This is a genomic window from Pseudomonas sp. PF05 (assembly GCF_056521845.1).
In genome coordinates, this window is record NZ_JBWLPW010000009.1 from 79,832 (window position 1) to 101,527 (window position 21,696).

The 21,696-nt window shown below is 54.6% G+C and carries 34 protein-coding genes and 4 tRNA genes; 23 read left to right on the top strand and 15 right to left on the bottom strand.

The features are described from left to right. The first annotated feature begins 76 nt into the window (after window positions 1-76). The 3 genes from AC09SL_RS16370 (at window position 77) to AC09SL_RS16380 (ending at window position 453) form a co-directional block, all read left to right on the top strand. Window positions 77-152 (top strand) — tRNA-Val (locus AC09SL_RS16370). A 58-nt stretch (window positions 153-210) separates the two neighbouring features. Beyond that, a tRNA-Asp gene (locus tag AC09SL_RS16375) sits at window positions 211-287 on the top strand. Window positions 288-376: 89 nt separating this feature from the next. Continuing rightward, window positions 377-453 (top strand) — tRNA-Asp (locus tag AC09SL_RS16380). Window positions 454-643: 190 nt separating this feature from the next. Here the strand turns inward: AC09SL_RS16380 and AC09SL_RS16385 are convergent. Next, window positions 644-1,927: an NAD(P)/FAD-dependent oxidoreductase gene (locus tag AC09SL_RS16385; protein ID WP_014337463.1), complete on the bottom strand. Its 1,284-nt coding sequence runs from the start codon at window positions 1,925-1,927 to the stop codon at window positions 644-646. Window positions 1,928-2,110: 183 nt separating this feature from the next. Between AC09SL_RS16385 and AC09SL_RS16390 the strand changes: the two genes are divergently transcribed. Next, window positions 2,111-2,187, top strand: a tRNA-Val gene (locus tag AC09SL_RS16390). Between the two features lie 110 nt (window positions 2,188-2,297). Here AC09SL_RS16390 and AC09SL_RS16395 read toward each other — a convergent pair. The 6 genes from AC09SL_RS16395 to AC09SL_RS16420 form a co-directional block, all read right to left on the bottom strand. Continuing rightward, window positions 2,298-3,434, bottom strand: a complete 1,137-nt coding sequence (locus AC09SL_RS16395; protein WP_058545773.1) for a tyrosine-type recombinase/integrase — start codon at window positions 3,432-3,434, stop codon at window positions 2,298-2,300. Next, entirely contained in the window at window positions 3,434-3,667 is a 234-nt protein-coding gene (locus tag AC09SL_RS16400; RefSeq protein ID WP_058545774.1) for a hypothetical protein, read from the bottom strand. Before AC09SL_RS16400 ends, AC09SL_RS16395 begins: the two co-directional genes overlap by 1 nt. Window positions 3,668-3,747: 80 nt before the next feature. After that, on the bottom strand, window positions 3,748-4,077 hold the full coding sequence (locus AC09SL_RS16405; RefSeq protein WP_058545775.1) for a hypothetical protein: 330 nt from the start codon (window positions 4,075-4,077) through the stop codon (window positions 3,748-3,750). Then, window positions 4,070-4,270, bottom strand: a complete 201-nt coding sequence (locus tag AC09SL_RS16410) for a hypothetical protein (RefSeq protein WP_058545776.1) — start codon at window positions 4,268-4,270, stop codon at window positions 4,070-4,072. The genes AC09SL_RS16405 and AC09SL_RS16410 overlap by 8 nt, the downstream gene beginning before the upstream one ends. Then, window positions 4,267-4,572: a CopG family ribbon-helix-helix protein gene (locus tag AC09SL_RS16415; RefSeq protein ID WP_064106999.1), complete on the bottom strand. Its 306-nt coding sequence runs from the start codon at window positions 4,570-4,572 to the stop codon at window positions 4,267-4,269. The genes AC09SL_RS16410 and AC09SL_RS16415 overlap by 4 nt, the downstream gene beginning before the upstream one ends. Next, window positions 4,569-4,811 (bottom strand): hypothetical protein, encoded by a 243-nt coding sequence (locus AC09SL_RS16420; protein WP_058545777.1) that lies wholly within the window; start codon window positions 4,809-4,811, stop codon window positions 4,569-4,571. Before AC09SL_RS16420 ends, AC09SL_RS16415 begins: the two co-directional genes overlap by 4 nt. A gap of 707 nt (window positions 4,812-5,518) precedes the next feature. Between AC09SL_RS16420 and AC09SL_RS16425 the strand changes: the two genes are divergently transcribed. Genes AC09SL_RS16425 through AC09SL_RS16435 form a run of 3 tightly spaced genes read left to right on the top strand, consistent with a single transcriptional unit; the run spans window position 5,519 to window position 6,662 of the window. Beyond that, entirely contained in the window at window positions 5,519-5,842 is a 324-nt protein-coding gene (locus tag AC09SL_RS16425; RefSeq protein WP_196764475.1) for a type II toxin-antitoxin system RelE/ParE family toxin, read from the top strand. A gap of 3 nt (window positions 5,843-5,845) precedes the next feature. Continuing rightward, window positions 5,846-6,262 carry a helix-turn-helix domain-containing protein gene (locus AC09SL_RS16430; RefSeq protein WP_058545779.1) on the top strand — a complete coding sequence of 139 codons (417 nt, stop codon included), beginning with the start codon at window positions 5,846-5,848 and terminating at the stop codon, window positions 6,260-6,262. Continuing rightward, window positions 6,237-6,662 carry a protein-export chaperone SecB gene (locus AC09SL_RS16435; protein ID WP_058545780.1) on the top strand — a complete coding sequence of 142 codons (426 nt, stop codon included), beginning with the start codon at window positions 6,237-6,239 and terminating at the stop codon, window positions 6,660-6,662. The genes AC09SL_RS16430 and AC09SL_RS16435 overlap by 26 nt, the downstream gene beginning before the upstream one ends. Window positions 6,663-6,725: 63 nt before the next feature. Here AC09SL_RS16435 and AC09SL_RS16440 read toward each other — a convergent pair whose 3' ends face one another. From AC09SL_RS16440 to AC09SL_RS16465, 6 genes are all read right to left on the bottom strand, one after another. Beyond that, entirely contained in the window at window positions 6,726-7,577 is an 852-nt protein-coding gene (locus tag AC09SL_RS16440) for a hypothetical protein (RefSeq protein WP_058545781.1), read from the bottom strand. 118 nt (window positions 7,578-7,695) lie between these two features. Continuing rightward, window positions 7,696-8,925, bottom strand: coding sequence for a hypothetical protein (locus AC09SL_RS16445; protein ID WP_058545782.1), 1,230 nt, complete (start codon window positions 8,923-8,925; stop codon window positions 7,696-7,698). Window positions 8,926-9,191: 266 nt separating this feature from the next. Beyond that, window positions 9,192-9,407 carry a hypothetical protein gene (locus AC09SL_RS16450; protein ID WP_058545783.1) on the bottom strand — a complete coding sequence of 72 codons (216 nt, stop codon included), beginning with the start codon at window positions 9,405-9,407 and terminating at the stop codon, window positions 9,192-9,194. A gap of 132 nt (window positions 9,408-9,539) precedes the next feature. Continuing rightward, window positions 9,540-9,782, bottom strand: coding sequence for a hypothetical protein (locus AC09SL_RS16455; protein WP_058545784.1), 243 nt, complete (start codon window positions 9,780-9,782; stop codon window positions 9,540-9,542). 95 nt (window positions 9,783-9,877) lie between these two features. After that, window positions 9,878-10,252, bottom strand: coding sequence for a hypothetical protein (locus tag AC09SL_RS16460; protein WP_058545785.1), 375 nt, complete (start codon window positions 10,250-10,252; stop codon window positions 9,878-9,880). 107 nt (window positions 10,253-10,359) lie between these two features. Then, window positions 10,360-10,551 carry a hypothetical protein gene (locus AC09SL_RS16465; protein WP_058545786.1) on the bottom strand — a complete coding sequence of 64 codons (192 nt, stop codon included), beginning with the start codon at window positions 10,549-10,551 and terminating at the stop codon, window positions 10,360-10,362. Between the two features lie 343 nt (window positions 10,552-10,894). Between AC09SL_RS16465 and AC09SL_RS16470 the strand changes: the two genes are divergently transcribed. After that, the gene (locus tag AC09SL_RS16470) at window positions 10,895-11,938 is read left to right on the top strand and encodes a hypothetical protein (RefSeq protein ID WP_058545787.1); all 1,044 of its coding nucleotides are present in this window, start codon (window positions 10,895-10,897) and stop codon (window positions 11,936-11,938) included. 88 nt (window positions 11,939-12,026) lie between these two features. Beyond that, a complete protein-coding gene (locus AC09SL_RS16475) occupies window positions 12,027-12,263 on the top strand; it encodes a helix-turn-helix transcriptional regulator (RefSeq protein ID WP_231139249.1) in 237 nt (78 codons plus the stop codon). A gap of 110 nt (window positions 12,264-12,373) precedes the next feature. Here AC09SL_RS16475 and AC09SL_RS16480 read toward each other — a convergent pair whose 3' ends face one another. Further along, window positions 12,374-12,766, bottom strand: a complete 393-nt coding sequence (locus tag AC09SL_RS16480; RefSeq protein WP_081264486.1) for an Arc family DNA-binding protein — start codon at window positions 12,764-12,766, stop codon at window positions 12,374-12,376. 126 nt (window positions 12,767-12,892) lie between these two features. Here AC09SL_RS16480 and AC09SL_RS16485 point away from each other — a divergent pair, with 126 nt between their 5' ends. Genes AC09SL_RS16485 through AC09SL_RS16495 form a run of 3 tightly spaced genes read left to right on the top strand, consistent with a single transcriptional unit; the run spans window position 12,893 to window position 14,273 of the window. Further along, window positions 12,893-13,048 (top strand): Arc family DNA-binding protein, encoded by a 156-nt coding sequence (locus tag AC09SL_RS16485; protein WP_058545789.1) that lies wholly within the window; start codon window positions 12,893-12,895, stop codon window positions 13,046-13,048. A gap of 20 nt (window positions 13,049-13,068) precedes the next feature. Then, a complete protein-coding gene (locus AC09SL_RS16490) occupies window positions 13,069-13,434 on the top strand; it encodes a DUF3077 domain-containing protein (protein WP_419555154.1) in 366 nt (121 codons plus the stop codon). Continuing rightward, window positions 13,431-14,273: a Rha family transcriptional regulator gene (locus tag AC09SL_RS16495; RefSeq protein WP_058545790.1), complete on the top strand. Its 843-nt coding sequence runs from the start codon at window positions 13,431-13,433 to the stop codon at window positions 14,271-14,273. The genes AC09SL_RS16490 and AC09SL_RS16495 overlap by 4 nt, the downstream gene beginning before the upstream one ends. Before the next feature lie 46 nt (window positions 14,274-14,319). Here AC09SL_RS16495 and AC09SL_RS16500 read toward each other — a convergent pair whose 3' ends face one another. Next, on the bottom strand, window positions 14,320-14,745 hold the full coding sequence (locus tag AC09SL_RS16500; protein WP_058545822.1) for a helix-turn-helix domain-containing protein: 426 nt from the start codon (window positions 14,743-14,745) through the stop codon (window positions 14,320-14,322). Between the two features lie 99 nt (window positions 14,746-14,844). On the opposite strand from AC09SL_RS16500, the gene AC09SL_RS16505 reads away from it, so the two are divergent. From AC09SL_RS16505 to AC09SL_RS16555, 11 genes are all read left to right on the top strand, one after another. Continuing rightward, window positions 14,845-15,078, top strand: coding sequence for a transcriptional regulator (locus AC09SL_RS16505; RefSeq protein WP_058545791.1), 234 nt, complete (start codon window positions 14,845-14,847; stop codon window positions 15,076-15,078). Between the two features lie 77 nt (window positions 15,079-15,155). After that, window positions 15,156-15,578, top strand: a complete 423-nt coding sequence (locus tag AC09SL_RS16510; protein WP_058545792.1) for a phage regulatory CII family protein — start codon at window positions 15,156-15,158, stop codon at window positions 15,576-15,578. Between the two features lie 112 nt (window positions 15,579-15,690). Continuing rightward, window positions 15,691-16,128 (top strand): hypothetical protein, encoded by a 438-nt coding sequence (locus AC09SL_RS16515; RefSeq protein WP_155742095.1) that lies wholly within the window; start codon window positions 15,691-15,693, stop codon window positions 16,126-16,128. Next, window positions 16,125-16,388 carry a hypothetical protein gene (locus tag AC09SL_RS16520; protein WP_058545794.1) on the top strand — a complete coding sequence of 88 codons (264 nt, stop codon included), beginning with the start codon at window positions 16,125-16,127 and terminating at the stop codon, window positions 16,386-16,388. The genes AC09SL_RS16515 and AC09SL_RS16520 overlap by 4 nt, the downstream gene beginning before the upstream one ends. Next, a complete protein-coding gene (locus AC09SL_RS16525) occupies window positions 16,385-16,963 on the top strand; it encodes a hypothetical protein (RefSeq protein WP_058545795.1) in 579 nt (192 codons plus the stop codon). Before AC09SL_RS16520 ends, AC09SL_RS16525 begins: the two co-directional genes overlap by 4 nt. Before the next feature lie 217 nt (window positions 16,964-17,180). Then, window positions 17,181-17,942, top strand: coding sequence for a hypothetical protein (locus AC09SL_RS16530; protein WP_058545797.1), 762 nt, complete (start codon window positions 17,181-17,183; stop codon window positions 17,940-17,942). Next, window positions 17,926-18,729 carry an ATP-binding protein gene (locus AC09SL_RS16535; protein WP_058545798.1) on the top strand — a complete coding sequence of 268 codons (804 nt, stop codon included), beginning with the start codon at window positions 17,926-17,928 and terminating at the stop codon, window positions 18,727-18,729. Before AC09SL_RS16530 ends, AC09SL_RS16535 begins: the two co-directional genes overlap by 17 nt. Beyond that, the gene (locus AC09SL_RS16540; RefSeq protein WP_058545799.1) at window positions 18,726-20,102 is read left to right on the top strand and encodes a replicative DNA helicase; all 1,377 of its coding nucleotides are present in this window, start codon (window positions 18,726-18,728) and stop codon (window positions 20,100-20,102) included. The genes AC09SL_RS16535 and AC09SL_RS16540 overlap by 4 nt, the downstream gene beginning before the upstream one ends. Next, window positions 20,095-20,382 (top strand): hypothetical protein, encoded by a 288-nt coding sequence (locus AC09SL_RS16545; protein WP_058545800.1) that lies wholly within the window; start codon window positions 20,095-20,097, stop codon window positions 20,380-20,382. Before AC09SL_RS16540 ends, AC09SL_RS16545 begins: the two co-directional genes overlap by 8 nt. Beyond that, window positions 20,379-20,780, top strand: coding sequence for an antiterminator Q family protein (locus AC09SL_RS16550; protein WP_058545801.1), 402 nt, complete (start codon window positions 20,379-20,381; stop codon window positions 20,778-20,780). The genes AC09SL_RS16545 and AC09SL_RS16550 overlap by 4 nt, the downstream gene beginning before the upstream one ends. 308 nt (window positions 20,781-21,088) lie before the next feature. Next, window positions 21,089-21,496 carry a hypothetical protein gene (locus AC09SL_RS16555; protein ID WP_058545802.1) on the top strand — a complete coding sequence of 136 codons (408 nt, stop codon included), beginning with the start codon at window positions 21,089-21,091 and terminating at the stop codon, window positions 21,494-21,496. Window positions 21,497-21,696: the final 200 nt, after the last annotated feature.

The window sequence follows — 21,696 nt, forward strand, 5'->3', positions numbered from 1 at the left end:
GTTTTGAAAAAACTTCAACCCTGCTATTGACTTAGCTTCGGTACCTGCGTAAATTTCGCGGCCTCAACGAAGCAAAGGGTGATTAGCTCAGCTGGGAGAGCGTCTGCCTTACAAGCAGAATGTCGGCGGTTCGATCCCGTCATCACCCACCATGTTTTACGAGAGTTTTGCGAAAGCAAGACGGAAGCTGTCAAAAGCCTCCACCGACGCGCAGCGGTAGTTCAGTCGGTTAGAATACCGGCCTGTCACGCCGGGGGTCGCGGGTTCGAGTCCCGTCCGCTGCGCCATATTTTCCGAAGCAGGTTCGCCTGGTTCGAGATCCAGACCCAAGGGTTTTGATCAGACGAGTTAACTGGACGCAAGTCCATAGCGATACGCAGCGGTAGTTCAGTCGGTTAGAATACCGGCCTGTCACGCCGGGGGTCGCGGGTTCGAGTCCCGTCCGCTGCGCCATATCTGCTTCGAGGCCCACTGAACGCCTTGAAGCTAAGAAGAAAGCTGAAAAGCTACTTCTAGTCGATAGCAAAGACCCTGGTCGAAAGACCGGGGTTTTTTGTTTTTCGGATTTGAAAGATTGGAACAAGCCCGTGGCGAGGGAGCTTGCTCCCGCTGGGCTGCGAAGCAGCCCTTGTTGTTGGCGGCTTCAGAACCCCAATTTATCCCGCAACCCGTAATACCAAGCCCCCATCGCCGCAAATGGCGTACGCAACAACTGACCGCCAGGAAAAGGGTAATGGGGCAGGTCCGCAAACGCATCAAAACGCTCAGCCTGACCTCGTAGCGCTTCGGCCAGGACTTTGCCCGCCAGGTGCGTATACGTCACGCCATGGCCGCTGCAGCCCTGGGAATAATAAATGTTATCCCCCAGCCGCCCTACCTGCGGCAGACGCGACAACGTCAGCAGGAAATTTCCGGTCCAGGCGTAATCGATCTTCACATCCTTGAGCTGCGGGAAAGCCTTGAGCATCTTCGGCCGAATGATCGCCTCAATGTTCGCCGGATCCCTCGCGCCATACACCACGCCGCCCCCGAAGATCAGGCGCTTGTCGCCCGTCAGCCGGTAGTAATCGAGCAGGTAGTTGCAGTCTTCGACGCAATAATCCTGAGGTAGCAGGCTATGAGCCAACTCGTCCCCCAGCGGCTCGGTGGCGATCACCTGCGTACCGCAAGGCATGGACTTGGCCGCCAACTCCGGCACCAGATTGCCCAGGTAAGCATTGCCCGCCACGATAATGAACTTGGCCCTGACCTTGCCCTGTGGCGTATGCACAACCGGGCTGGCGCCACGCTCGATACGCACCGCTGGCGATTGCTCATAAATCACCCCGCCCAGCGACTCCACCGCCGCCGCTTCGCCCAGCGCCAGGTTGAGTGGATGAATATGCCCGCCGCTCATATCGAGCATGCCGCCCACATACTCATCGCAAGCCACCACCTCGCGAATACGCCGCTGATCCAGTAACTCCAGCTGGGTATGTCCGAAACGCTCCCATAAACGCTTCTGCGACTCCAGGTGGCCCATCTGTTTAGCGGTGAGGGCGGCGAATACACCGCCGTCCTTCAAATCACACTGAATCTGATACTTCGCCACCCGCTCACGAATGATCCGCCCGCCCTCGAACGCCATGTTGCCCAGCAACTGCGCCTGCTGAGGACCAACGCTGCGCTCGATCACATCAATGTCGCGGCTATAGCTGTTAACGATCTGCCCGCCGTTGCGACCCGAAGCCCCAAAGCCGACCTTCGCCGCCTCAAGCACGGTGACCTTGAAGCCGTTCTCCAGCAAAAACAGCGCAGAGGACAGGCCGGTGTAACCCGCGCCGATCACGCACACATCCGTCTCGACGTCATCCTGCAGGGCAGGGCGCGGAGGAACCGGGTTGGCCGACGCGGCGTAATAGGACGCTGGATAGGATGTGTTCGCCATTCTGCAACCTCTGTTTTATATTTTTTACGAATGCAGCGATCCTACCCGAGATAAAAATCGGCCGCCAGCCACCGCGAAATCTTCGTTGCCTTGGCGAAATTAAATATTTTGCATATTCATAGGGTTAGGTGAAAAAAAGGTGTTGACACCCCTCCGGAATTCCGTAGAATGCCGCCTCACAGCAGGCACGTAGCTCAGTTGGTTAGAGCACCACCTTGACATGGTGGGGGTCGTTGGTTCGAGTCCAATCGCGCCTACCAAACAAAATCCGCTCTGCTGGGCGGTCTAGAAGGGGTAACCAGAAATGGTTACCCTTTTTTTGTTTCTGCGATTTGCAAAACTTTTGCAAAACTTTTGCAAAACCCCCACCTCACAACGCCAATTCGGCTCCCACCTCGACGTACTCAATTGTCTTGTTGCCGTGTCCCTCCTGGTAGTGCCTGGTCATCTTCTCGTCCGCATGGCCCAGCAGCGCCTGGATGTATTCCTGAGGGAAATTTTGCTGTTCATAAAGCCATGCACCCAAAGCGCGGATCTCATGAAAAGTGGGGCGCTCGCCGGCCGGCACATGGTCGTAGGCGTGTGCCGCGTCTCGGGCCTTGCTGAACTCCTTGGTCAGGTAATCCGGTGTCACCGACGTCCAATGGTCCTTTGCGTCGATCTGCTCCCGCCGCCTAGCCTTGGGCTTGTAGTGAATCAGGTAAGGCGAAGCCAGAGGCGAGCGCAGGCACTCGCCAACTACCTCACGGAGCGCCGCCCCCATCTTGATTTTCAGGTGGACGGGGTTGTCATAACCCTGGGTCTTGCCGGGCGATACCGTCAGAGTGTTTTTCTCCATGTCGGCAGCTGATTTCAGCCACGTCACGATATCTTCGCGCCGCTGTAGGCTGGTCAGCGCCAGGCGAATTGCTCGCTTCAGCCAGGGTGGCGTGGTCACCGCGTCGATGATCGACTTCAATCCCTCCAGCGTGTGCCGCTGCCGCTTCTTCTCCGCCTCCTTCTTCACCAGAGTCAGCTCGGCGTTATTTCGCTCGGCCAGGCCCTTGGCCACGGCAAACGCGAATATCTGCACCCACAACCCCCGGTGCTTGGTGTAGGCGTTGTTGCTGAACTGGTCCAGATACTCGGCCATGGCCAGCACGTCCATCTGCCCGATAAGCCTATCTCCAAGGTCCTGCCGGTATCGCTCGATCTTGAATTTGATCTCTTCCAAGGTGCGAGCGGCGTAGCCCTTATCCACCAGCCATTCATCGTGGAAGCGCTGGAGCAGGTTGCTGACAGCCGGCAGTCGGTCACCCGTCAGCAGGGTGAGCAGCGCGCCGTCGTCGACAACGAGCGCCGCTAGTTTCAAATTCGCCGCCCGGGCTAGTTTGATTGCCTCCTCTATGGGGCGGTTGATGCTCGTCATCAGGCCGGTGATTGGGTTGCGGTACCGCCAATACTTCCCGTTGGGGTAGAGGTTCGGCGGTAACTTCCTGTTTTTCAGTGTGCGCGGCCGGGCAGCCATCAGCCGATCTCCATCATTTGGGCCAGCAGCGGGTCAGCAGATCCCATCACGGCGGCCTGGACGTCCACAAAATACATCCCGCCTTTCACTTCTCCTGCCACCTCGCCTTCCTCAATCCATTTCTTCAGCTGCTGAACGCTCGGCTTTCCCCCGACGTAGCGCAGCTTCCTGTATTCGCTCACCTCCATGAGGCGGGGGAGCTTTATCGTAATTTGGGCAATGACTTTCGCCATGATGATGCTCCGGACCGTGCTCGGCTCTATCTTCGGATTTGTCTTGCGACACGTTTTCGGTATTCGCGATTTGTGTCGCGTCACGGCCTATTCGTCACGCGAAGCGGGAACGCCTCACCTTCCCATTTACCCGGCTGACCGCGTATATCGCCGTACTGCCCGTACTGATGAGGCTTCTTGCTCAAGAATAATTTCTCGCATGCCTCGAATCGGGCCCGATCGGTATCGAGCGCGATCAATTCCTGGCCCGCCATCGAGCCGATCTGGATCCACCCCAGTTTGTCCCGCCCGTAGTTATCGGTCTTGAACAGGCGGTACCGGTTTCTGTGTCCGGTACCAGGGGAGGAGGATTCGGTGTTCAGGTAAAACGATGCGCCACCCAGGCGGACGCGCAGGACTGTTTTAGCCATCTGATCGTCCCTCCGATTCAGCCACTATGCGCAGCTTGAGGTTGATCCCGCAGATCTGGGCCAACTGCGTCAGTTCGCTGACCGTGGTGCTGGGCTCTTGCATGGCCTGGCCGAAGCGAACCAGGCGGTAACCGAGCTGGTGGAACTCATTCTGGAGAGCTATCCGGCTGCCACTGGGTGTTGTGGCTGTCATGGCTGCGCCTCCGTTTGTTCGACGAGGGAGCCGCCAGGGTTGCCCTTAGTGAACAGGTCGCGCGGATCTGTGTCAGGGTTGTTTCTTTCCTGTCCTGGAACTGCCCGCTCAAGTGCATCGGTCAGGGCATCCAGCATCAGTTCTTGGCGTCGATTGCAGTCGAGGTGATTTCGGATCGCCTGGACAATCACGCTGTTCATGCTGCGGTCTTCGATGACCGCCAGGGCCTCAACATCAGCTCGCATGTCGTCCGGCAGGCGCACCACAAATTTATCGGCGTTGCGGGAGTCGTACCGCTTCATGGTTGTTTCTCTGCAGTCTCGGCTGAATGCCATTTGTTGATGATGTGTATGACGATGCAGGCGGTGCAGATGAGCCACAGGACGGATCCTGCGAAACCGGTCAGAACGGCTCCGGTTGAGCTGTTGCTGAGTATTTCCGGCGCGGCAAATCCAAACCAGGCAATCGTGAGCGCGACGTAGACGAACATGAACATCAGCACCTCAAACAGTCGTTTTGCCGACAAGCGTTTCTGTGTCATAACTTTCTCCAGGCCGAGCGAATCCCGGCCGCATTGATGGCTTTCGCAAAAATTAGTGAGTGCCCGTGTTTCGCCATGAGATGGCGAAGGAGTGGCTATAAATTAGCAATAGCTAAATAAATTAGCAAATTGTTTTGATGATTTTTGGTTTGCTAATTTTCTAGGGCTTGACTCGTAGTGGCGAAATAATGGTGCTAGATTCTGCATTTTGCGGCTAGGACATCTGGCGGCGTATGATTTGTAGGGGCACCATGCCTTTCAACAATCCATTCAAGCCCTGAAGCGTGACCTCCAGAACATAGCCACAGGCCTCATTTGGCCAGCCGTCGCTCTGATGTGATCGCCGAACGTTGGGGGCCCGTTGGCAGCAAGGCAGATGCCCAGGTGTGGTACTGAAGATTTCCGCGGTCTTTCATGGTGGGAGAATCGGCTGCCGATTATGCGGAGGAAGGATTGTGCGGGTTGGTACGTCAGCTTGTTAAGCTGGCGGGCCAAGAAGACAAAATCAATTGACAAGTAGAAAATCCGCATGGAAAGCATAGAAAAATTTACATCATCTGGCGGTTTATCCTCTATCCTCCAGTTAACCTATGGGTTAATGTGCGCTCAGTTTCGGTGACGCAGTGGACCTCAAGATCCTTTTCGCGAACCGATGGCAAATAGCCTCCCCGATGGAGCCGAACGGGTTATCCCAAGTGGAGCTGTTCATGGAAGAGGTTGGTTCTGGCTTCGAATCGAACCTTAACGGCTTGCTGATCATGATGGAGCGGCATAGCAAACAAGGGCCGGAAACCTTCAACACAGCCCAGTGTCACTACGTTGATCAGGGCGAGAAAATTTACGAGTACATCAAGGGCCGATTGAGGCTTTTCTGGTTTGAGGACGATGAGAAAATAGTCGTTTGCACTCACGGGATAGTAAAAAAATCTCAAAAGACTCCCAAGCGAGAGATACAGCGAGCGATACGCGTGAAGCGCGCCTATGCTGAGAGCAAGTCTCTGAATAGTCTAAGATTTCTTACGGAGGAATAACTGATGCTCAAATCATTCAAGGAAAGAATAAGCGAGCTCAAAAGGACCAAGAGCTACTGCCAGGAGCAGGCAAAGCTGGAATTCGTGGGTGGAATCACACGACTCATGCGGTTAAAGGGGGTGAACAACGCCGCCCTTGCGGATAGATTGGATTCCAGTGCGGCTTACGTCACGAAAGCGCTGCGGGGTGACGCAAATTTCACCATCGAGACAATGGTCAAGGTTGCTCACGCAATGGGCGGGCGCATCCATATTCACGTCGCAGATGCTGAGGCTAGCGTTCGGTGGCTCGAGCACATTAATTGCGCAAATGTTGATCATCAGCCAGCCCCCCCTGCGCACCAAAAGGATCGCGAGCTGATTGATGTTTCCCGCGTATTTGATGAGATACAAAATGAAAGCCGCGAAATTTACGCTTGAAAATCTGTTTTTCCCTGAAATTTCCGTCAAGGCTAACCAAGGATTTAGTACTGAATCTAAAGAGTTGCCAACTGAGCCAGAAGTAGCGATTCATGTGCATAGGAATGGCAGCGATACTTTTCACGTAGGTCTACGGCTGGTGGTGTCTGCAGAGTTTGACTCGGACAAGTACGGCATTGAAGTGTTAGGGATTGGAACCTTCAGTACTGACGAGAGCCTTAGTGACGAGCAAAAGGTTTCCCTTATAGCCCGTAGTGGGCCGAATATTGTTTACAGTGGAATTCGGGATATGATTGCGACCGTGACTGGCCGTGGTCCCTGGAGTGAATACTATTTACAGCCCAAGATTATCGGGCCGGAAGATTTTTCCTCGACAGAAATAGAAGAGGAAGATGAATAAGGATTTTAGCGTCTTGAATCCTATTCCGTAAGCCCGGCCCAGCGCCGGGCTTCTTGTATCTGCCTAGATCGATTTAAACAGGATCGTCTGTCGGCTTGTGCCGAGAACCGTCAGGTAGGAAGACATGCCAATCAGCTCCAGCGGTCCATGCGATACCGATGACCAGAACTGCCCTTCCATCGCATCCTTATCGGTGATGATAGTGATCGCTGGAAAGCCGCCAGGATTTGTCATGCTGATAAGAAGAACTCTCTTTCCAGCCACCTGGGCGATTCTGTAATCACCATCACTTGCCCATACAAACTTGCCCTTGTGCTTGGATACCCCCGATTCTTGAAGCAAAGAGATTATGTTGTTGAAGCTCATTTGGTTTTTGCCGGAGAGCATGGGCTGCACGCCGGTCCGGTCAACCACGTCCGAGATTAAACGATCATCTTTCCTTCTCTCTTTGTTTTCAATATTACGAACATAGGTAAGGTGCTCTGCTCGCTTTTTCCTGCAAAGATCCGCAATCTCTTCTATCTGCGAATTTGAAACCTTGAGGCGCTGGCCGCCCCCGAGCAATGTCGAGGGGCTGACCACCTCCAACGTCGCAAGCGAGGCTCGGAACAACGCTTCATTATCGAATTCGGCTGATCTTTTCCAGAACCCTGCCCCGTCCATGTTCAGGGACCATCTTTTATCGGCCGCCCTGTAGGGTCCTATGATTGCCGGCCGGATAGAATACTGGGTATCGCCCTCAATGCAAGACGCAGAAATATCTATAGCCATCCCGGCTGACGTTGATATAACCCGCACGCCGACGGCTCCATAACTTGAGAAATCTTCATAGGCGAAATCATTTTGGGAGGGCTGGGGAGAGTTCGCGCACCCCCCTAAAGAAAGCGCTATAGATAGGGCAATTATCCGTTTCATTTCCTGCTCCAGTTTGTGCGCGGCGATTGTAGCAGAGCGCCACCATTACTTATTCAGGCCTTCCCCATCGCAGGGTTTTCTTTGTCCGCGATTTGCCCATCCCTCCCGCTAATGCATTTTAGGTTGATGGTAGAACTGCAAGCAGTTCATCGAGTGAGGCTTCGTCTTGCTCCAGATAAGACGATCCGGAATGTGTCAAAGCCAGTTGCTCCCCGCTCACCTCTACGACGTCCACCAGCCCAAACAGAGAGAGTAAATCGATTCCTTCTGCTCGACCTATCTCTGGGGCTACGAAGTCATCCTCATCGGTAAACTGCGCTGCTAGCTCTTGAGCCTCATCGCAGGACCCAAGCAGCTCAATGCCGGTGGGAGGCCAGTAGATGGAAGGTCCGAAGTAGGTGATGGTATCGGGCTGTCCGGAGGTCATGAGGTAGTAAGCGTGTTTACCTTCAAGGGCTTTGCGGTCCGGGTGTTCTGGGCCGCGGCGAATAATCCACGCGCCATTAGGTCCTCTGGCGCTGATGTGAGGAACTAAAATTAACTGGTGTGCCCATGGTGTGTACTCAAAGAAGCGTAGGGGTAGCGCTGGACGGCCCAGGCGCAGATGCGAGCCACCGCATGTGAACTCTGATCGATGACTGTTCGTGGAGGACCATGAACCGAAGGGCTCCCTCTCCCTCATCAGCTTGATGATTGCTGGGATTAGCTCCCGCGATTTGCGCCCCATCAGCGGTGCGCAGCGCGCGAAATACTTTTCATCCTCTGCGGCCGCCTCGGAGGGAGTAGGGGGGGGCATTTGCTTCCCTATCTCGACGAATTCCCATTCCCAAAGACCATCGCGTTGCATATCTACCGCAGCGTGGTATTCGTCATTGTAGGTGCGCAGCTGTTCGTCCCGAAGGGGAATGGCATCCGTCTCACGCGCCGCACGGCCGGCGTTGGGATCCGGTTTGATCGACGCAATCGCTGCTTTCCAATCGCATCCGACGCCGGACCAGATAAGGACAGCCTCGGGGAACGGTACGCCCGAGGCATTCTCGGTTGGATCTCCAGGGTAGTAGCGAACGAGTGAAGGGGCGCCGAAGAAGGACCTTGCCCAAACCCTTGTTGAGGGTAGGGCTCCTTTGGTTTGTACGCCTATGACCATGTCCAGATCGCCACAGGTCATCGCACCGCGGGCATAGGACCCTACGACCCACATCGATGTGATTTTGATCTCGCCAGTGAACTCGCCATAAATGTCTTTGTGCGTGATGGTGCGGACAGAGCATTCGTCCAGCCTCTGGCACATTCGGATCAGCTTCTTGGTAAATGATTCACGGAGATGCCGTTTTTCAGATGCGGACATGCTCTGGTCTCAGCAGACGAGCGAGAAACTGAACGTATCACTCCTGGTATTCAATCACCATTAGCATCTGGTACAGAGCTATAGGTCCGGGTTTGACATCGCTGCAGTACGTGTTGATAGCACTGCTGATTCTCTACCGGAGAGGCCAGAGCCGGGCGGCGCGGTACCTCGAATTTCATTGCGAGACACGAAAGCGTTATAGCGCAAACGTGTCACGACGGGTCGTTAGCTTCAGCAGCCTGGGAGCTGCGGTTGATCAGTGGCGCCTACCACAAGCCCTTTATCTTCGCGTATGCCAAGCTTAGCTCAAGCTCGACATGTTCTACGTCTCGCTCCGGGATGAACAAAGCCTTGTTGCTTGAGTCGTTCAAGATTTCGCTTGCTCGATCTACCAGTTTTGCCGGGTCTATTCCTTGCTCTTTCGCGGCTGCGATTATCGCAACCAAAGCTTGCTGATGAACGTCAGTATTTACATCAGACATCTCTAACTCCTTGATCCGACCCTATGCCGGTTATCCGTGATACCTCAATCCGAGCCGAATTTCCATCATTGGTAATGGACGGCTGCGCCTGGGTTGGTCTATCTGTATCGCTCAGAACGGAAGCGCACGCGATTAGGACGGCTGCATGTCGATCCATCGCTCAGCCGCGCTCTTTGAGATTTGCACAGCATGGTCATAACTATCCCACGGACCCTCGATGACGTCGTAAATGTAGATATCACCGTCGTGGTCCCGAGGCAGAATTACTGCATGTGTTGGAACATCTGAGCCTTCGCGATAACGAAACGCGATCTGGAGTTTATTGCCTTTGTAATCATGCTCAATGGGCCACGGACGATCGACTAGCAAACTCATTCTTCTTCTCCTTGATCCGGCCTCATGCCGGGCCATCAACCAATAGCCCACAAACTCGAAGCACGCCAACCGGCGAGACATCCGGTTGGTATTGTTCAATCAGATATGGTGAACATCGCCTTCAGCCGCTCCTTCGCGGTTTCCCTGTTCAATTCGTACTCAGCTTCGTCAAGACGAATGTTGTAGTCAGCAAGCAGTTGCTTCATTGCTTTCGATGATTTTTCGGCCCGAAGCCCTTGGTAGAGCGCGAGCCCGCCAACCCCAATCATCACCGCCCAGTGCCAGCGCAACCCCTCCATGAGCACCCCCATCACACCCGTGGCGCCGACGAAGCAAAGGGTCATGCATAGCAATGTCTTCGCTTTGCCGATCCAAGACTTGGGGGCATCATTCGATGAATGTAAAGCTGCGATAAGAGTCTTCAGTTCATTGATTTCTGCTTCAAGCCTGCGAGCTTTTGCCTCATCCATTCACTTGCACCCCCCTTAAAAATACGCAGTTTTATCGCGCACAACTCCGAGGGCGCCGTCGGTTGAGGTTGATACGACCCACTGGGTTGCTGCGCTAACGTGTTGCCTCAGTACATGCTCGGGCATTTGTAGAATTTGATCGCCGAGCTGTCCAGGCCGGTACTGGCAATCACATAAAGCGTTTGGATGCTGGACTTCTGTGCAATGAAACCCTCGCAGGAATGACCACACATCATGATCTTGGCAGTGAAGCAAACATTCTGCCGCTTGAGTTTGTACAAGTCCTGAGGCCGGGTCATGCAGTCATTGTCGCCGAGAGGAGGGCAGGTGACTCGCTCGAGCCCGCCAGAAGCCAAGACGGTCGACCCCGTCAACTACTGATCAATCTCTCCATACCCCCACGCCACCTGGCTCAGTCCAGTAACGATCAGCTGCAATACCCAGCGCAGTGCGGTCATAATCTTACATGATGCAGATGATAGGGCGTCGACGCTACGCTGAGCGCAGGCTTCAATGGCTGTCACCACGACCGTTCAGGTTGTGTTTCTTGGATGCGCGGCTCGGCTATTACATTTTGCTAACGGGCTATATAAACTGCGGTCTCTTGGCATTCGTAATGCAGCTGGCTCTAGGTGGAAGGTTATGGCAGCAATTAAGTTTTTAGACAAAGTGTTGAATAGCTTTGTATGTGTCTCCGACCTTGTCACCAGTGTCGCGTATTCGGATGAGGGGACAATATTATCCCTACAAGATGCCGCTCGGGTAATACTCGGATGCCTGCGATCCGTAAACACCCCTCCTCAGGGCATGAGGTTAGATAATGCTGGGTTACCAGTGTTCGACCCTGGCTGTGGTGCTACACTGCTTTTGGAAAGAGTAGCAGGAAATAAGAGTTATTCTAATCTAAAAATTAGCGATTTTTTATTTGATGAGAGATTGTTTTCAGAAAGTAAGGAGCTGCTTGAGTATGGTTTCTCAAAAGATATTTGGGATGTTCTTCAGCGTGGCGGCATCCAAACAAGTTGGCGCCTAAACTCTAAAACTGGCTTGCGTAAATATTCGCTTCTATCGTCCGTTTGGAAGGCTACGCCGCGTGAAATCAGCGTCCTGCTGGAGGATCAAGGTCATAAGCGTCCGGTGGTGGTCAGCCTCATAAGGAAGGGGTATGCGGTGCCTGCTATCTCGTTAAGTGGAGCGGTGGAACGAACAGCCGACCTTGGAATCGATCAGGACATAGATCTAGGGGATGCTAGGCGTTGGTTATCAAAAAACGGCATAGACTGGCCTATTCCCGTAATGGCGGAGCGCGTAACAGCTGGCTGCTCAATCGAAGTGCCGGTGGGCCTACGCATCAAAGAGCTTGAGCGCCAAAACTTTGATTTACTCCAAGAAAATGCCGATCTGCGGGCTCAATTAGCGAACTCAAATTTGGAGTCTGCAAGCGAAGCTAAAAGCCTGCAAGGTCTGAATTTTCCCTATGCTACAAAGGAACTTGAGGTTATGCGGGCGGTAGCTTTGAAGTACTGGGCTCAATACACGTCTGAGATGCGGCAACCGAAGCAGGACACTATTCAGCGAGAATTCTGCAGTCTGTTGGGGCTGAATGTCCCTGCTGATAAAACACCACCACACAAGGCAGTTTACTTAGCTACAGCGATCAAGCCTGATCATCTTCTCAAGCCATGACATGGAGCATGTAACCATGTAACCCCTTCCTGTCATGGGCGCTTCTGCGCCAATCTGTTTCCAGTCCCAATCAATGGCAGGAAGCAGCATGACCGACTTGAATGACCACTCCAGGCAATTTGATCCCGCTTTCGTCTTAATTCGTCTGCCTGACGTCGAAAAGATCACCGGATTAGCGAGCACCACGATTTATAGACGGATAAAAGATGATCCGTTCTTTCCCAAGCCAGTCCCATTGGGTGATAGCGATTCTCGCGGCTCTCCAGTGGGCTTTGTTCTTGCTGAGGTTCAAAGTTGGGTGCGGTTGCGAGTTAGTTTGAGGTAATCCTCTCGCACAAAGGACGCTTTAATCCGCACCGTTCAAGAGATCAACAAGTTCTTTTGATAGGCAATATGCGCAGGGGCACAAAAAAATTGTGGGACCATATGATGGGACTAAGTTTTGGGAAAGCGTTTACGAGCGGCAGGGCCTTTATTAGGCTGTTCAGCTTCATCCGTAAGTCCCTGTGTGCCCCGGAGAGCCTGGATCATCGCCGACAAGATTTTTTCTTCTTGCGGGGTCAGCGAATCATCAAGCCCGGCCAGCAAACGATCCTTATGGATTTTTGTAGTCACCTGAGCATCGCTGTATGGAACGTAGAGAGCGTGTTCGGGATTCATTCGATCAATATCGTTAATCCCAAGCTCGTCGGTCTCAGTAAAGCTCCGCTCGAGACGATCAAGAATCTCAGCTGTAGCGGAACGCTTATTCCGTTTTGCGGCAGTCATTACAAGATCGCGCAGGGATTCTGGAATGCGTAGGTTGAATTGCGGGTCGGTGCGGCTCATGTCAACTCGGTCAACTATGGGTTTACTAGGTTTACGCGAGAGAATGCATCACGGTGGTATTGACGGCAATGCATCACGGTTCTATATTGCTCTGGTGAATCACGGTGATGCATAAGGGGCGGGCCCATGTCTAGAAAAGATCCACAGTTCAATCTCAGGCTTCCGGAGGAGCTAAAGCAATGGGTGGAGAGCCAGGCGCAGGAAAATTGCCGGTCACAGACAGCGGAAATTGTTTTCCGGCTGATGGAAGAGAAAAGGCGACAAGAGCAGGCAAATGCCTGAAACGAAGAAGCCCCGACGAGGTGAGATTCGTCAGGGCTTCGGGAAACGAGATCCGCTTCGAGGAAGAAATCGTCATGAATAAGCATACCGAAGTAAACGAAAAACTCAATGCTGGCGCTGTTAAAGGGCCAGTGACTGTTGATTGCTCCTTCATCCCTTGCAACAGTGATCGGCAAGATTTGTTTGCTGTTCGTCCTGGCGTACCGGCAGAAGATGCACTCAGCGAGGCATCCTGCATCCTGAGCGAGCTTAAGGGGCAGCTCGAGTTCATGGCGATGGGGAGCGACGATATTCCGTGTATCAACGCTTGGTCGTTTCTCCGGGCAGTGGTTTCCGCGAAGGCTGTGATCGACTCTGTCCAAGAAGGTCTGGAGCGAGTGCGATGAATACTTCTTCCATCCAATTTGGACAGCTTTCTGGCGATGCGACACAATTTGTTGAATCGCGAAACGTGTCGCGCTCTGAAATCGTCAGTCTTGTAGATGGCGAAGCGGTGACCACCACTCTCGCCATCGCCGCAGGATGCGAAGTCGATCATGCCAGCGTCATTAAACTGGTTCGAACCTACCAAGCCGACATGGAAGAGTTCGGAAGGGTCGGATTTGAAATCCAGACCTTTCAGACCGCTGGCGGCCAGCAAGCAAGGGAGATTGCAAATCTCAATGAGCAGCAATCGACACTGCTCCTTACCTATATGCGCAACAGTATGATCGTCCGCGACTTCAAAAAACGGTTGGTCAAAGAGTTTTGGCGGATGGCGCACGCCAGGCCAGCCTTCGACATCGCCAGCCTCAACGACCCGAAAGTCCTCCTGGCCCTGCTGACCGACAACGTGCGCAAGGTCGTCACCTTGGAGGCCGACAACACCGAACTGACCAAAGAGAACCATCTACTGGAAGTGAAGGTAGAACAAGACGCTCCAAAGGTGGCCTTTCACGACATGGTCACGGTATCCCACAAGAGGTACAACGCTGCCCAGGCTGCGAAGATCATCGGTACCGGCCGCACCAGACTGCTGCAGTTCATGCGCCAGAAGGGGTGGGTGACCAGGAGCAACGAACCGTACCAGGCGAAGATCGAGGCCGGTTTGCTCGACGTGAAGCTCGGCACCTTCGAGCATCCAATAGACGGCATCGTCCCAACGTGCTCGACGCTGATCACTGGCAAGGGGCTGACCAAGCTTCAGGCTATGTGGCAGAGCAGGGAAGAGGACTTGCTGACGTAGCAAATGGAAGAGAGCCCGGCCATGCGCCGGGCTTTCTGCATCTGACTCAAGGCTTTTCAGCGTTGGCCTTCTCAAGCAGAGCGGCGATGCCCTCCAAGAGCACTAGGTCCGACTCCTTCAGCCGTCCCTTCGCCGCGGCTCTAGCGAGCTTCTCGATAACAGCGATCGCTTTGGGCGAAGCACTTTGTTGCATAGCCTGATAGGCGGGTGACTGGTCGCGCACAACATCCTGGCGAGTGAACTCACCTTCAATGACGTTCGAACCGTACCCACCCGGGTTGACCAGAACGCCTGGCGCCAGCCCGATCTTTTTCTCGAGGTTGAGCGCCGCTTTCTCGCCCAAGCCTCGATGCCCGTTGAGGATCTGGGACAAATAGGAAGCGTCCAGGTCGTGCTGGTCGGCGAATTCTTTCTGACTGAGTTGGCCGATTACACGCCGCAGCGCTTCGACCCGAAGGGTTTTCATGTCCATCAGCGAATAGTGTCCGTGCATTAGCAATCTGTAAATTATAAAATGCTATTGCTATTTAATTTAGCAATATGTAATGTGAAGCCTCTTAGGAGGAAAACCATGACGCTAATTGAACTCATGCGCTCCCTGGACGCCGTTTCGCTGGACTCCCTGGCTAAGCGTTGCGACACCAGCGTGGGCCAACTCAGACAGGTCGCTCTCGGCTTTCGCCGTGCCAACCCCGCTCTTGCTATCAAGCTCGAGCGTGAGACGGAGAGGGCGGTGATCTGTGAAGACCTTCGGCCCGATATCGATTGGGCGTACCTGCGCAACTCCCAGCTCAAGACCGCATAAGCGAGCCTTGCCGAGGGCGCACATTTTCGCCTTGGGCAGGACGTTCCGCCACGACAACCACGAAGAGGTTTCCCGAAATGGAACAGGTACATCGCGCAATTCACGAGGCAGTCCTGGAGGCGGGACCGAAACAATTGGCTCACCTGATGGGTATGAGTCACACCTCGCTGCTCAATCGGGTCAACCCGAACGACGACTCGCATCGGCTGAACTTTGAGCAGTTCCTGCAAATTCTGGTGCACAGCAAGAACCCTGAGCCACTTGAGCTGCTGGCAAACGCTTTGGGTTATGCCCTGGTGCCCCAGGCACGGCCGGCGAGCAAGAACCTCATCGAAGCGCTGATACACCTCGCAGCCGAATACGGGGACGTCTCCCGCCTGGTTCACGACGCGCTTTCCGATGGCCGGGTTTCACCGTTTGAGAAGGCAAATATTCAGAAAGAGATCGGCCACGTGCGGCAGAGCTTGCTTGTGTTGGAGGAGTCGGTGAAAGCGGCGTGAATGGCCGGCGAATGAATTTTCGCTCGGCCCAGAAAGCAACAAACCCGGCGGGAACCGGGTTCATTAATCGTCCTGTGCAACCAGGACAACATATCTCGTAGAGGTACTAATCATGGCACACGCAATCCGTAATGAACAAGCCCGTTCGAATGCGAGCGTCTTTGGGATGCTGCAGGCTCAAGCATATCCGATTGATGAGGTGGGCTTCGATATCGGGTGCATCGGTTTCTGCGTCCAAGGTTTCCATCGTGAGCGCGGTATCAAGCGTTTCATGACTCATGAGATGGGGCGTGCTGACGCAAAGGTGGCCCTGGAGCTTCTTATCCCAGAAGTCCCAGAGGCAGAGTTGTCTCTTTCTGCGAAGGGATTTTTCAGTCAGGAAGTACCTGAGTTTGAAAGGAAGGCTTCGATCATGAGCTCCATTGTCAGAGCGTCCAAATACGAAGCGCGGCCGGGGAGGTTCATTCTTGAGGCCGTGGGCTGGTACGGCCAGGCTGCCAAGGAGATGGCGAAGCCAATCTGGATGCCGGTATGGAGCGCAGATCAATGAGCCACCTACGTGTATCTCCTACCCGCATCGCTGATGACGCAGAGTCCATGCACTCCGCAGGCTATTTCGTTGATGCCCTTGGTCGTCTCTTGCTGGACTTAGCTGCTGAGGCCCCGGATTCGGTAGAGAGAATTCTCAACGGATACACCGTTGGCGGAATCGCTGCCGGGTTGCGAATCGTCGGCACCGACTTGATGAATCGTGGTGACAATCTGAATGCACTCCTCAAGAAACTGGACAGTAAGGGGGAGCCAAGATGAGCGAGTTCAATTCAACCGAACCTACGGTGATCGACGAAGCCCACTTCGAGAATTACTCCGACGCCGCCCTATTGCTGAAGTGCTTCGAGGTCGTCAAGGATGTGCTGGATGTGATCGACGAGCCTGAGTATTCCATCGAGAAAGAGAGTGATACTCACATTGACCTGTATCGAGCTTTCTATGCCCTCAAGGTGCTATTCAGGCGCAGGACTGGGCACGATGCGAAGCAAGTTGCCCAAGATCACTGGGAGGCTATGAGTCGCTACTTGTTGGAGGGTAAACCGCGGCCACAAAACCTTATTCCCGTCGTCGTATTCCCTGGCGAATGCCTGCCGGATGAAGCATTCGATGATCTGACGGACCAGCAACTGGCTTGTGCCGCGTTCAACTACAGCGATCGCGTTCGAATCTTGATCATGGACCACTCCCCACAGGCCTTGGCGCTGGATGAGGCTCGCACTTTTTCAATTGATGCCACAACCGCTCTGCGCAAACTTGTGCTGCGTCTGTTTGGCAGCTCTGTGGAGTCCATGGGCGCCCAGATTAGTCGCAAACCAGGGGAGACCCTGCAATGAATACACGGCCGAAAACATCATCTGCTGAGAAGGGGCCGGCATCGTTGATAGCCGGCCCATGGCCCAGCTACGCGTCATTCAGATCCCTCCCAGAGCGAGAGCGCTGGGTACTTTACGGCAGCGCCAAGGCGTACCGCGAAGCGCTGGAGGGCCAGGGCCTGATCATGGCTGAGGGTTACGACGATTTCGTCCGTCGCGTGACTGGGGAGCTTGAGCTATGAGCATCATCCGTGCCCCTCGTCCCGAGGGAAATTTCTATCTACTCAACAAAGGAATCAGCGAGGACGCCCGGCTTAGCTGGGCGGCCCGCGGGTTGCTGATTTTCCTGCTGGGCAAGCCTGATCACTGGGAAATTTCCGTAGCGCATCTGCGTGGGGAAACGGCCAAGTCATCAAAACCTACTGGCCGAGACGGTGTGTATGGACTTCTCCAAGAACTAATCAGTGCCGGTTATGTACACCGCAGCCAAGATCGTTCCGACACCGGCGTACTTGGCGAGATCCACTATTTGGTTTCTGAATCACCGCTTCCGGCTCAGCCGTATACGGATTCACCGGAAACGGCTCAGCCGTATACGGCAAATCCGACACTAGTAAGTATTGAAGGTAAGCAAGGACTGAATGAAGCAGCAAGGACTGAAAAACCTTCGTGTAAATCGGACCCTCTGGAGGGCTTTGAACAATTTTGGAAACTCTACCCAAACGGAAAGGGTAAGCAGGAAGCTGCAGCAGCATGGAAGAAGCTCAAGCCTGACGCAGATCTGCGCAATGTTCTGAAGACCGCTCTTGCACAACACAGCGCTTCTCGAGACTGGACCAAAGACGACGGGCAGTACGTTCCGATGGCATCGACCTGGCTGAATAAGAAACGATACCTGGACGAGCTGAAGCCAGCTATGCCCTCCAAGCAATCGGCATACACCGGCCTGCCTAACCACACGCTCGAGTACCCGGAGGTAGCACATGGCTCGAATTTCTAATTTCTGCCCGCAGCCGCGCATTCGCTTCTTCGACAGCGAGTGCCCGAAGCATGGCCAGGTGAGCAGCTCGGAGATCGAGCAGTTCGATGGCTCCATGCTTGCGCGTGGGTGCAAGAATTGCCACTGGGAGGCGTTGAATATCGCTCCGGCTGAGAGCGAGGAACATATCCAGGCACGCAATCGAAAAAAGGCAGAGGAGCTGAACAAACTGCTCGTAGGTTCGGGAATCACGCCGCGGTTCAGCAAATGCACCTTTGGCAACTACCGAACCTCCGGCGGTGTGGACGCCATGGCGAAAGCTTTGAAGCTTTGCAAGGGCTATGTCGATCAGTTCAATGAGAACTATGAGGCCGGTCGCTCATTGATCCTCTCCGGAAACGTTGGCAATGGGAAAACCCATCTGGCCTGCGCGATAGTCCAAGCTGTGATTCGAGAACACCGGGCCCAGGCCGTGATCGTGTCTGCGGCTGAGATAATCCGGGTGTTCAAGGGTGCTATGGATCGTGGTGCTGAATACACCGACAGGGATGTTTTGGATGAACTCGCGAGTTTTGATCTTCTGGTCATCGATGAGGTGGGAGCCCAGGCGGGAACTGCCTACGAGCTGGGTGTGCTTCACGAGGTAATTGATCGGAGATACCAGCTCGTCTTGCCTACCGTGGTGGTGTCGAATCTAGTGGCAGCGGACCTGGGGCGTTATATCGGAGATCGAGCACTGGATCGACTTCGTGAGGGGGGAGGCCAGGCTGTCGGATTCAGTTGGGCCTCGGCGAGAGGTGCCGTATGAACGACTATCGCGAGCTTTACAGCGACGAGGCAGAACATGCGCTTCTCGGTTCCCTGATGTTGGATGGTGATCTGTTCGACTCGATCACCGCCAGCGTCACAGTTGCTGACTTCCATGACCCGGAAAACGCAGCGCTGTTCCAGCTGATGCTTGACCTGCATGCAACCGGCGCACCGGTGGACCCGGTCACGCTTCACGATTTCAGGCCGTATCTACCCAGTGGCGGTCCGACCATTGCATATGCAGGGGAATTGGCGAAGAACACGCCCAGCACCGCCAACTGGAAGGCATACGCCAGAACGGTAGCAGAGAGGGCGGTTCTCCGCCGCCTGGTTGAAGCGGCCGATGCCGTGCGCGAATCGGCCAGCGAGAACAAGCCGGTGGTGGAGATCATAGCCAGCGCCCAGCAAGCCATGGCGGATCTTCGCGACCTGGACACTGGCGAGCCGGATTATAAGCGTATGGACGAGGTGGTGACTCGAAACATCGACATAATCGACTCCAAATTCAACAAAACTTTGAAGACCGGTCTTTCCACCGGCCTGACGGACCTGGACAAACTGATCCGCGGCCTGCGCAAGAAGACCGTAACCATCATCGCCGGCCTGCCAGGGAGCGGCAAGACCACGCTTGGCCTGCAAATCGCCCAGCACATTGCCTGTACCGGCCTTGGTGTGGGCATGGTTTTCTCGCTTGAGATGCCGGAGGAGGAGTTGGGCAACCGCGCGCTGGCCTCCCTCGGAAGCGTCGATCTGCAAGTACTGGACAACGGCCAACTGCAGGATGAGGACTGGCCCCGCCTGACCTCGGCGGTGAGTCAGATCATGGATAGGCCGCTGTACGTCAGCGACAGATCAGGGCTGACCGTGGCGCGGATTCGGAGCATTTGTCGTCAGGTCAAGCGCAGGCAGGGCCTCGACGTAGTGGTGATCGATTATATCGGTCTGATCGGGTCCGACGGGAAGGCGTTCAACCGCACCTCGGAGCTGGGAAAGATCTCGACAGGCATCGTGAATATCGCCAAGGAACTGGATGTGCCGGTGATCCTGCTGGCGCAGCTCAACCGCGACTCAACCAAGCGCCCAGGTAAAAAACCGATTGCCTCCGATCTACGCGACTCCGGCCAGATCGAGGCAGACGCCCACTGCATCATTCTCGTTCACCGCGACAACGATTCGGAGGAGGGCCAGAACGGTGTCACCGAGCTGATCATGCCCAAGTGCAGGCACGCTCCGGTGGGTTCATGCCTTGTGCAACAGCAGGGCAGGTTCGCCCGATTCGTCAATTTTGCAGGCCGCGAGCCCACGCAGGAGGAGGTCGAAGCAAGTCGCCCCTTCGCTGGCCGCATCAAGGGGAGAGCAAACCATGGGTAACGTCAAAGCGGTACCGCCGCGCAAAGCCATGAGCGATATCGAGTGCCAGTTCCTGAAAATAGCCGGCGAGGAGTTGGCGAAGATCAAAATGGGCGGCCCGGCGGCGCTGGCGGCTCTGTTGGATATGGTCGCCAGTTGGCACTCGAGCCGTCTGCAGATCGGTTTCCATGATTACGGCCAGCGCTGGTTGCTGGAGGGCAATGCAAAGAAAACCGCCGCCGACCGGTTGCTTCGAGATCTGTTTGGCCTGAGTGATCCTGACCCGAGGAAAGCTGCATGAAAAAGCGCACCTACATCAACAAGCCCCTGGGGGACACGGAGTACTTGCTGGAGCAGTGGGGCTGGTGGCGCATGGACGGAATGGGAGTGCCTCGGTATGTCTCGCCGCAATTGGCGCTCATGCGGGACAACGTCCAGATGCCCAGCGTGTCCAGTTACGTGATCACGGATGACGAGGCTCTGGCAGTGGATTCCGCTATGGCCAAGCTCACACAGCGCAACGCACAGATGGGCCTGTTCCTCTGGCTTTACTTCGGTGCCAAGTGGACGATGGTTCGAATAGGGGAATCGGCGGGGGGCGGGGCGGCAGGCATTTCTGAGCGTTCAACGAGAGAGATAATCAAGTCAGGTGTTGGTTGGATTGATGGCGTCCTGCACGGAATGAGCGATGCCGCGTAAATAAACCTTTCATGCCGGATAAAGACTTGCTTTCATGGCACGGTGTTCAGCTGTTGAAGCGCGACACAGAGACAGTTCTAAGGAGAGAGCCCGGTTGCAAATCGATGCGATCCGGGCTTTTTTCCGATGCAACAGCTGCAATTGGGTGCGCAACTCGGCCTTATTCGGTATCCATCGAACTTGAAACCCTTGGCGTGGTTCATCATGGAACGAGGCAGGGTTGTTCAGCGAAAGCGACTTGGGGTTGTTCTGATACTTCGCGCGATGTAATGTCCTTTAGCCATTATGGCACCATAAGGATTGATTTTATGAGCGAACAGAATACTCAAGTACGAAAGGATGACAGGGGCGATTGGCTGCTCAGAGCTTGGATATCGGGTACAGGGAAAGGTGGCGAAGGGTTCTCAGTTGTGCTCACAACAGCTGCGGGAATTATTAGCGGAACTTTGATTTCTGAAGCTCGGTATTTAGATTCCATCGGCACTGCGATGGCAGATGGCTGGGGGGAACAGGCAGAGGCTTTCCGGAATTTGTTCGCACCGATGCGTGAGTTTGAGGGCCAGCTTCCCATACATTATGTCCATCTAAAGGACGCGCAGCTTGTAACGCTTCAGGGGGCCATGCCGGTAGGTGTTAACGGCTTGTGGCGAGGCGACTTGAACGCAATTATAGGGCATTCAATTGGCCGGATCACTTTGAGCCAGGTATCTGGTTAGGCAGAGCTTCTGACGCGTCGTTTGACTGTGTAGAGTTATGATATGAAGACGGAGCCTGAGATCGAGCAGGTTCTCGTTGCTAGACCCGATTAAAAGCCCGGCCATTGAGTCGGGCTTTTTTGTATTCGAAATTCAACCCTGAGCCTCGCCACTGTGCGGGGCTTTTTCGTTTCTGGAGGCCCCAATGGCAGCCTCAGGCA

Bases quoted from the DNA above. Each gene is read 5' to 3' on its own strand.
- AC09SL_RS16385 (WP_014337463.1), bottom strand. From the start codon at position 1,927: ATGGCGAACACATCCTATCCAGCGTCCTATTACGCCGCGTCGGCCAAC.
- AC09SL_RS16395 (WP_058545773.1), bottom strand. From the start codon at position 3,434: ATGGCTGCCCGGCCGCGCACACTGAAAAACAGGAAGTTACCGCCGAAC.
- AC09SL_RS16400 (WP_058545774.1), bottom strand. From the start codon at position 3,667: ATGGCGAAAGTCATTGCCCAAATTACGATAAAGCTCCCCCGCCTCATG.
- AC09SL_RS16405 (WP_058545775.1), bottom strand. From the start codon at position 4,077: ATGGCTAAAACAGTCCTGCGCGTCCGCCTGGGTGGCGCATCGTTTTAC.
- AC09SL_RS16410 (WP_058545776.1), bottom strand. From the start codon at position 4,270: ATGACAGCCACAACACCCAGTGGCAGCCGGATAGCTCTCCAGAATGAG.
- AC09SL_RS16415 (WP_064106999.1), bottom strand. From the start codon at position 4,572: ATGAAGCGGTACGACTCCCGCAACGCCGATAAATTTGTGGTGCGCCTG.
- AC09SL_RS16420 (WP_058545777.1), bottom strand. From the start codon at position 4,811: ATGACACAGAAACGCTTGTCGGCAAAACGACTGTTTGAGGTGCTGATG.
- AC09SL_RS16425 (WP_196764475.1), top strand. From the start codon at position 5,519: ATGGAAGAGGTTGGTTCTGGCTTCGAATCGAACCTTAACGGCTTGCTG.
- AC09SL_RS16430 (WP_058545779.1), top strand. From the start codon at position 5,846: ATGCTCAAATCATTCAAGGAAAGAATAAGCGAGCTCAAAAGGACCAAG.
- AC09SL_RS16435 (WP_058545780.1), top strand. From the start codon at position 6,237: ATGAAAGCCGCGAAATTTACGCTTGAAAATCTGTTTTTCCCTGAAATT.
- AC09SL_RS16440 (WP_058545781.1), bottom strand. From the start codon at position 7,577: ATGAAACGGATAATTGCCCTATCTATAGCGCTTTCTTTAGGGGGGTGC.
- AC09SL_RS16445 (WP_058545782.1), bottom strand. From the start codon at position 8,925: ATGTCCGCATCTGAAAAACGGCATCTCCGTGAATCATTTACCAAGAAG.
- AC09SL_RS16450 (WP_058545783.1), bottom strand. From the start codon at position 9,407: ATGTCTGATGTAAATACTGACGTTCATCAGCAAGCTTTGGTTGCGATA.
- AC09SL_RS16455 (WP_058545784.1), bottom strand. From the start codon at position 9,782: ATGAGTTTGCTAGTCGATCGTCCGTGGCCCATTGAGCATGATTACAAA.
- AC09SL_RS16460 (WP_058545785.1), bottom strand. From the start codon at position 10,252: ATGGATGAGGCAAAAGCTCGCAGGCTTGAAGCAGAAATCAATGAACTG.
- AC09SL_RS16465 (WP_058545786.1), bottom strand. From the start codon at position 10,551: ATGACCCGGCCTCAGGACTTGTACAAACTCAAGCGGCAGAATGTTTGC.
- AC09SL_RS16470 (WP_058545787.1), top strand. From the start codon at position 10,895: ATGGCAGCAATTAAGTTTTTAGACAAAGTGTTGAATAGCTTTGTATGT.
- AC09SL_RS16475 (WP_231139249.1), top strand. From the start codon at position 12,027: ATGACCGACTTGAATGACCACTCCAGGCAATTTGATCCCGCTTTCGTC.
- AC09SL_RS16480 (WP_081264486.1), bottom strand. From the start codon at position 12,766: ATGAGCCGCACCGACCCGCAATTCAACCTACGCATTCCAGAATCCCTG.
- AC09SL_RS16485 (WP_058545789.1), top strand. From the start codon at position 12,893: ATGTCTAGAAAAGATCCACAGTTCAATCTCAGGCTTCCGGAGGAGCTA.
- AC09SL_RS16495 (WP_058545790.1), top strand. From the start codon at position 13,431: ATGAATACTTCTTCCATCCAATTTGGACAGCTTTCTGGCGATGCGACA.
- AC09SL_RS16500 (WP_058545822.1), bottom strand. From the start codon at position 14,745: ATGGACATGAAAACCCTTCGGGTCGAAGCGCTGCGGCGTGTAATCGGC.
- AC09SL_RS16505 (WP_058545791.1), top strand. From the start codon at position 14,845: ATGACGCTAATTGAACTCATGCGCTCCCTGGACGCCGTTTCGCTGGAC.
- AC09SL_RS16510 (WP_058545792.1), top strand. From the start codon at position 15,156: ATGGAACAGGTACATCGCGCAATTCACGAGGCAGTCCTGGAGGCGGGA.
- AC09SL_RS16515 (WP_155742095.1), top strand. From the start codon at position 15,691: ATGGCACACGCAATCCGTAATGAACAAGCCCGTTCGAATGCGAGCGTC.
- AC09SL_RS16520 (WP_058545794.1), top strand. From the start codon at position 16,125: ATGAGCCACCTACGTGTATCTCCTACCCGCATCGCTGATGACGCAGAG.
- AC09SL_RS16525 (WP_058545795.1), top strand. From the start codon at position 16,385: ATGAGCGAGTTCAATTCAACCGAACCTACGGTGATCGACGAAGCCCAC.
- AC09SL_RS16530 (WP_058545797.1), top strand. From the start codon at position 17,181: ATGAGCATCATCCGTGCCCCTCGTCCCGAGGGAAATTTCTATCTACTC.
- AC09SL_RS16535 (WP_058545798.1), top strand. From the start codon at position 17,926: ATGGCTCGAATTTCTAATTTCTGCCCGCAGCCGCGCATTCGCTTCTTC.
- AC09SL_RS16540 (WP_058545799.1), top strand. From the start codon at position 18,726: ATGAACGACTATCGCGAGCTTTACAGCGACGAGGCAGAACATGCGCTT.
- AC09SL_RS16545 (WP_058545800.1), top strand. From the start codon at position 20,095: ATGGGTAACGTCAAAGCGGTACCGCCGCGCAAAGCCATGAGCGATATC.
- AC09SL_RS16550 (WP_058545801.1), top strand. From the start codon at position 20,379: ATGAAAAAGCGCACCTACATCAACAAGCCCCTGGGGGACACGGAGTAC.
- AC09SL_RS16555 (WP_058545802.1), top strand. From the start codon at position 21,089: ATGAGCGAACAGAATACTCAAGTACGAAAGGATGACAGGGGCGATTGG.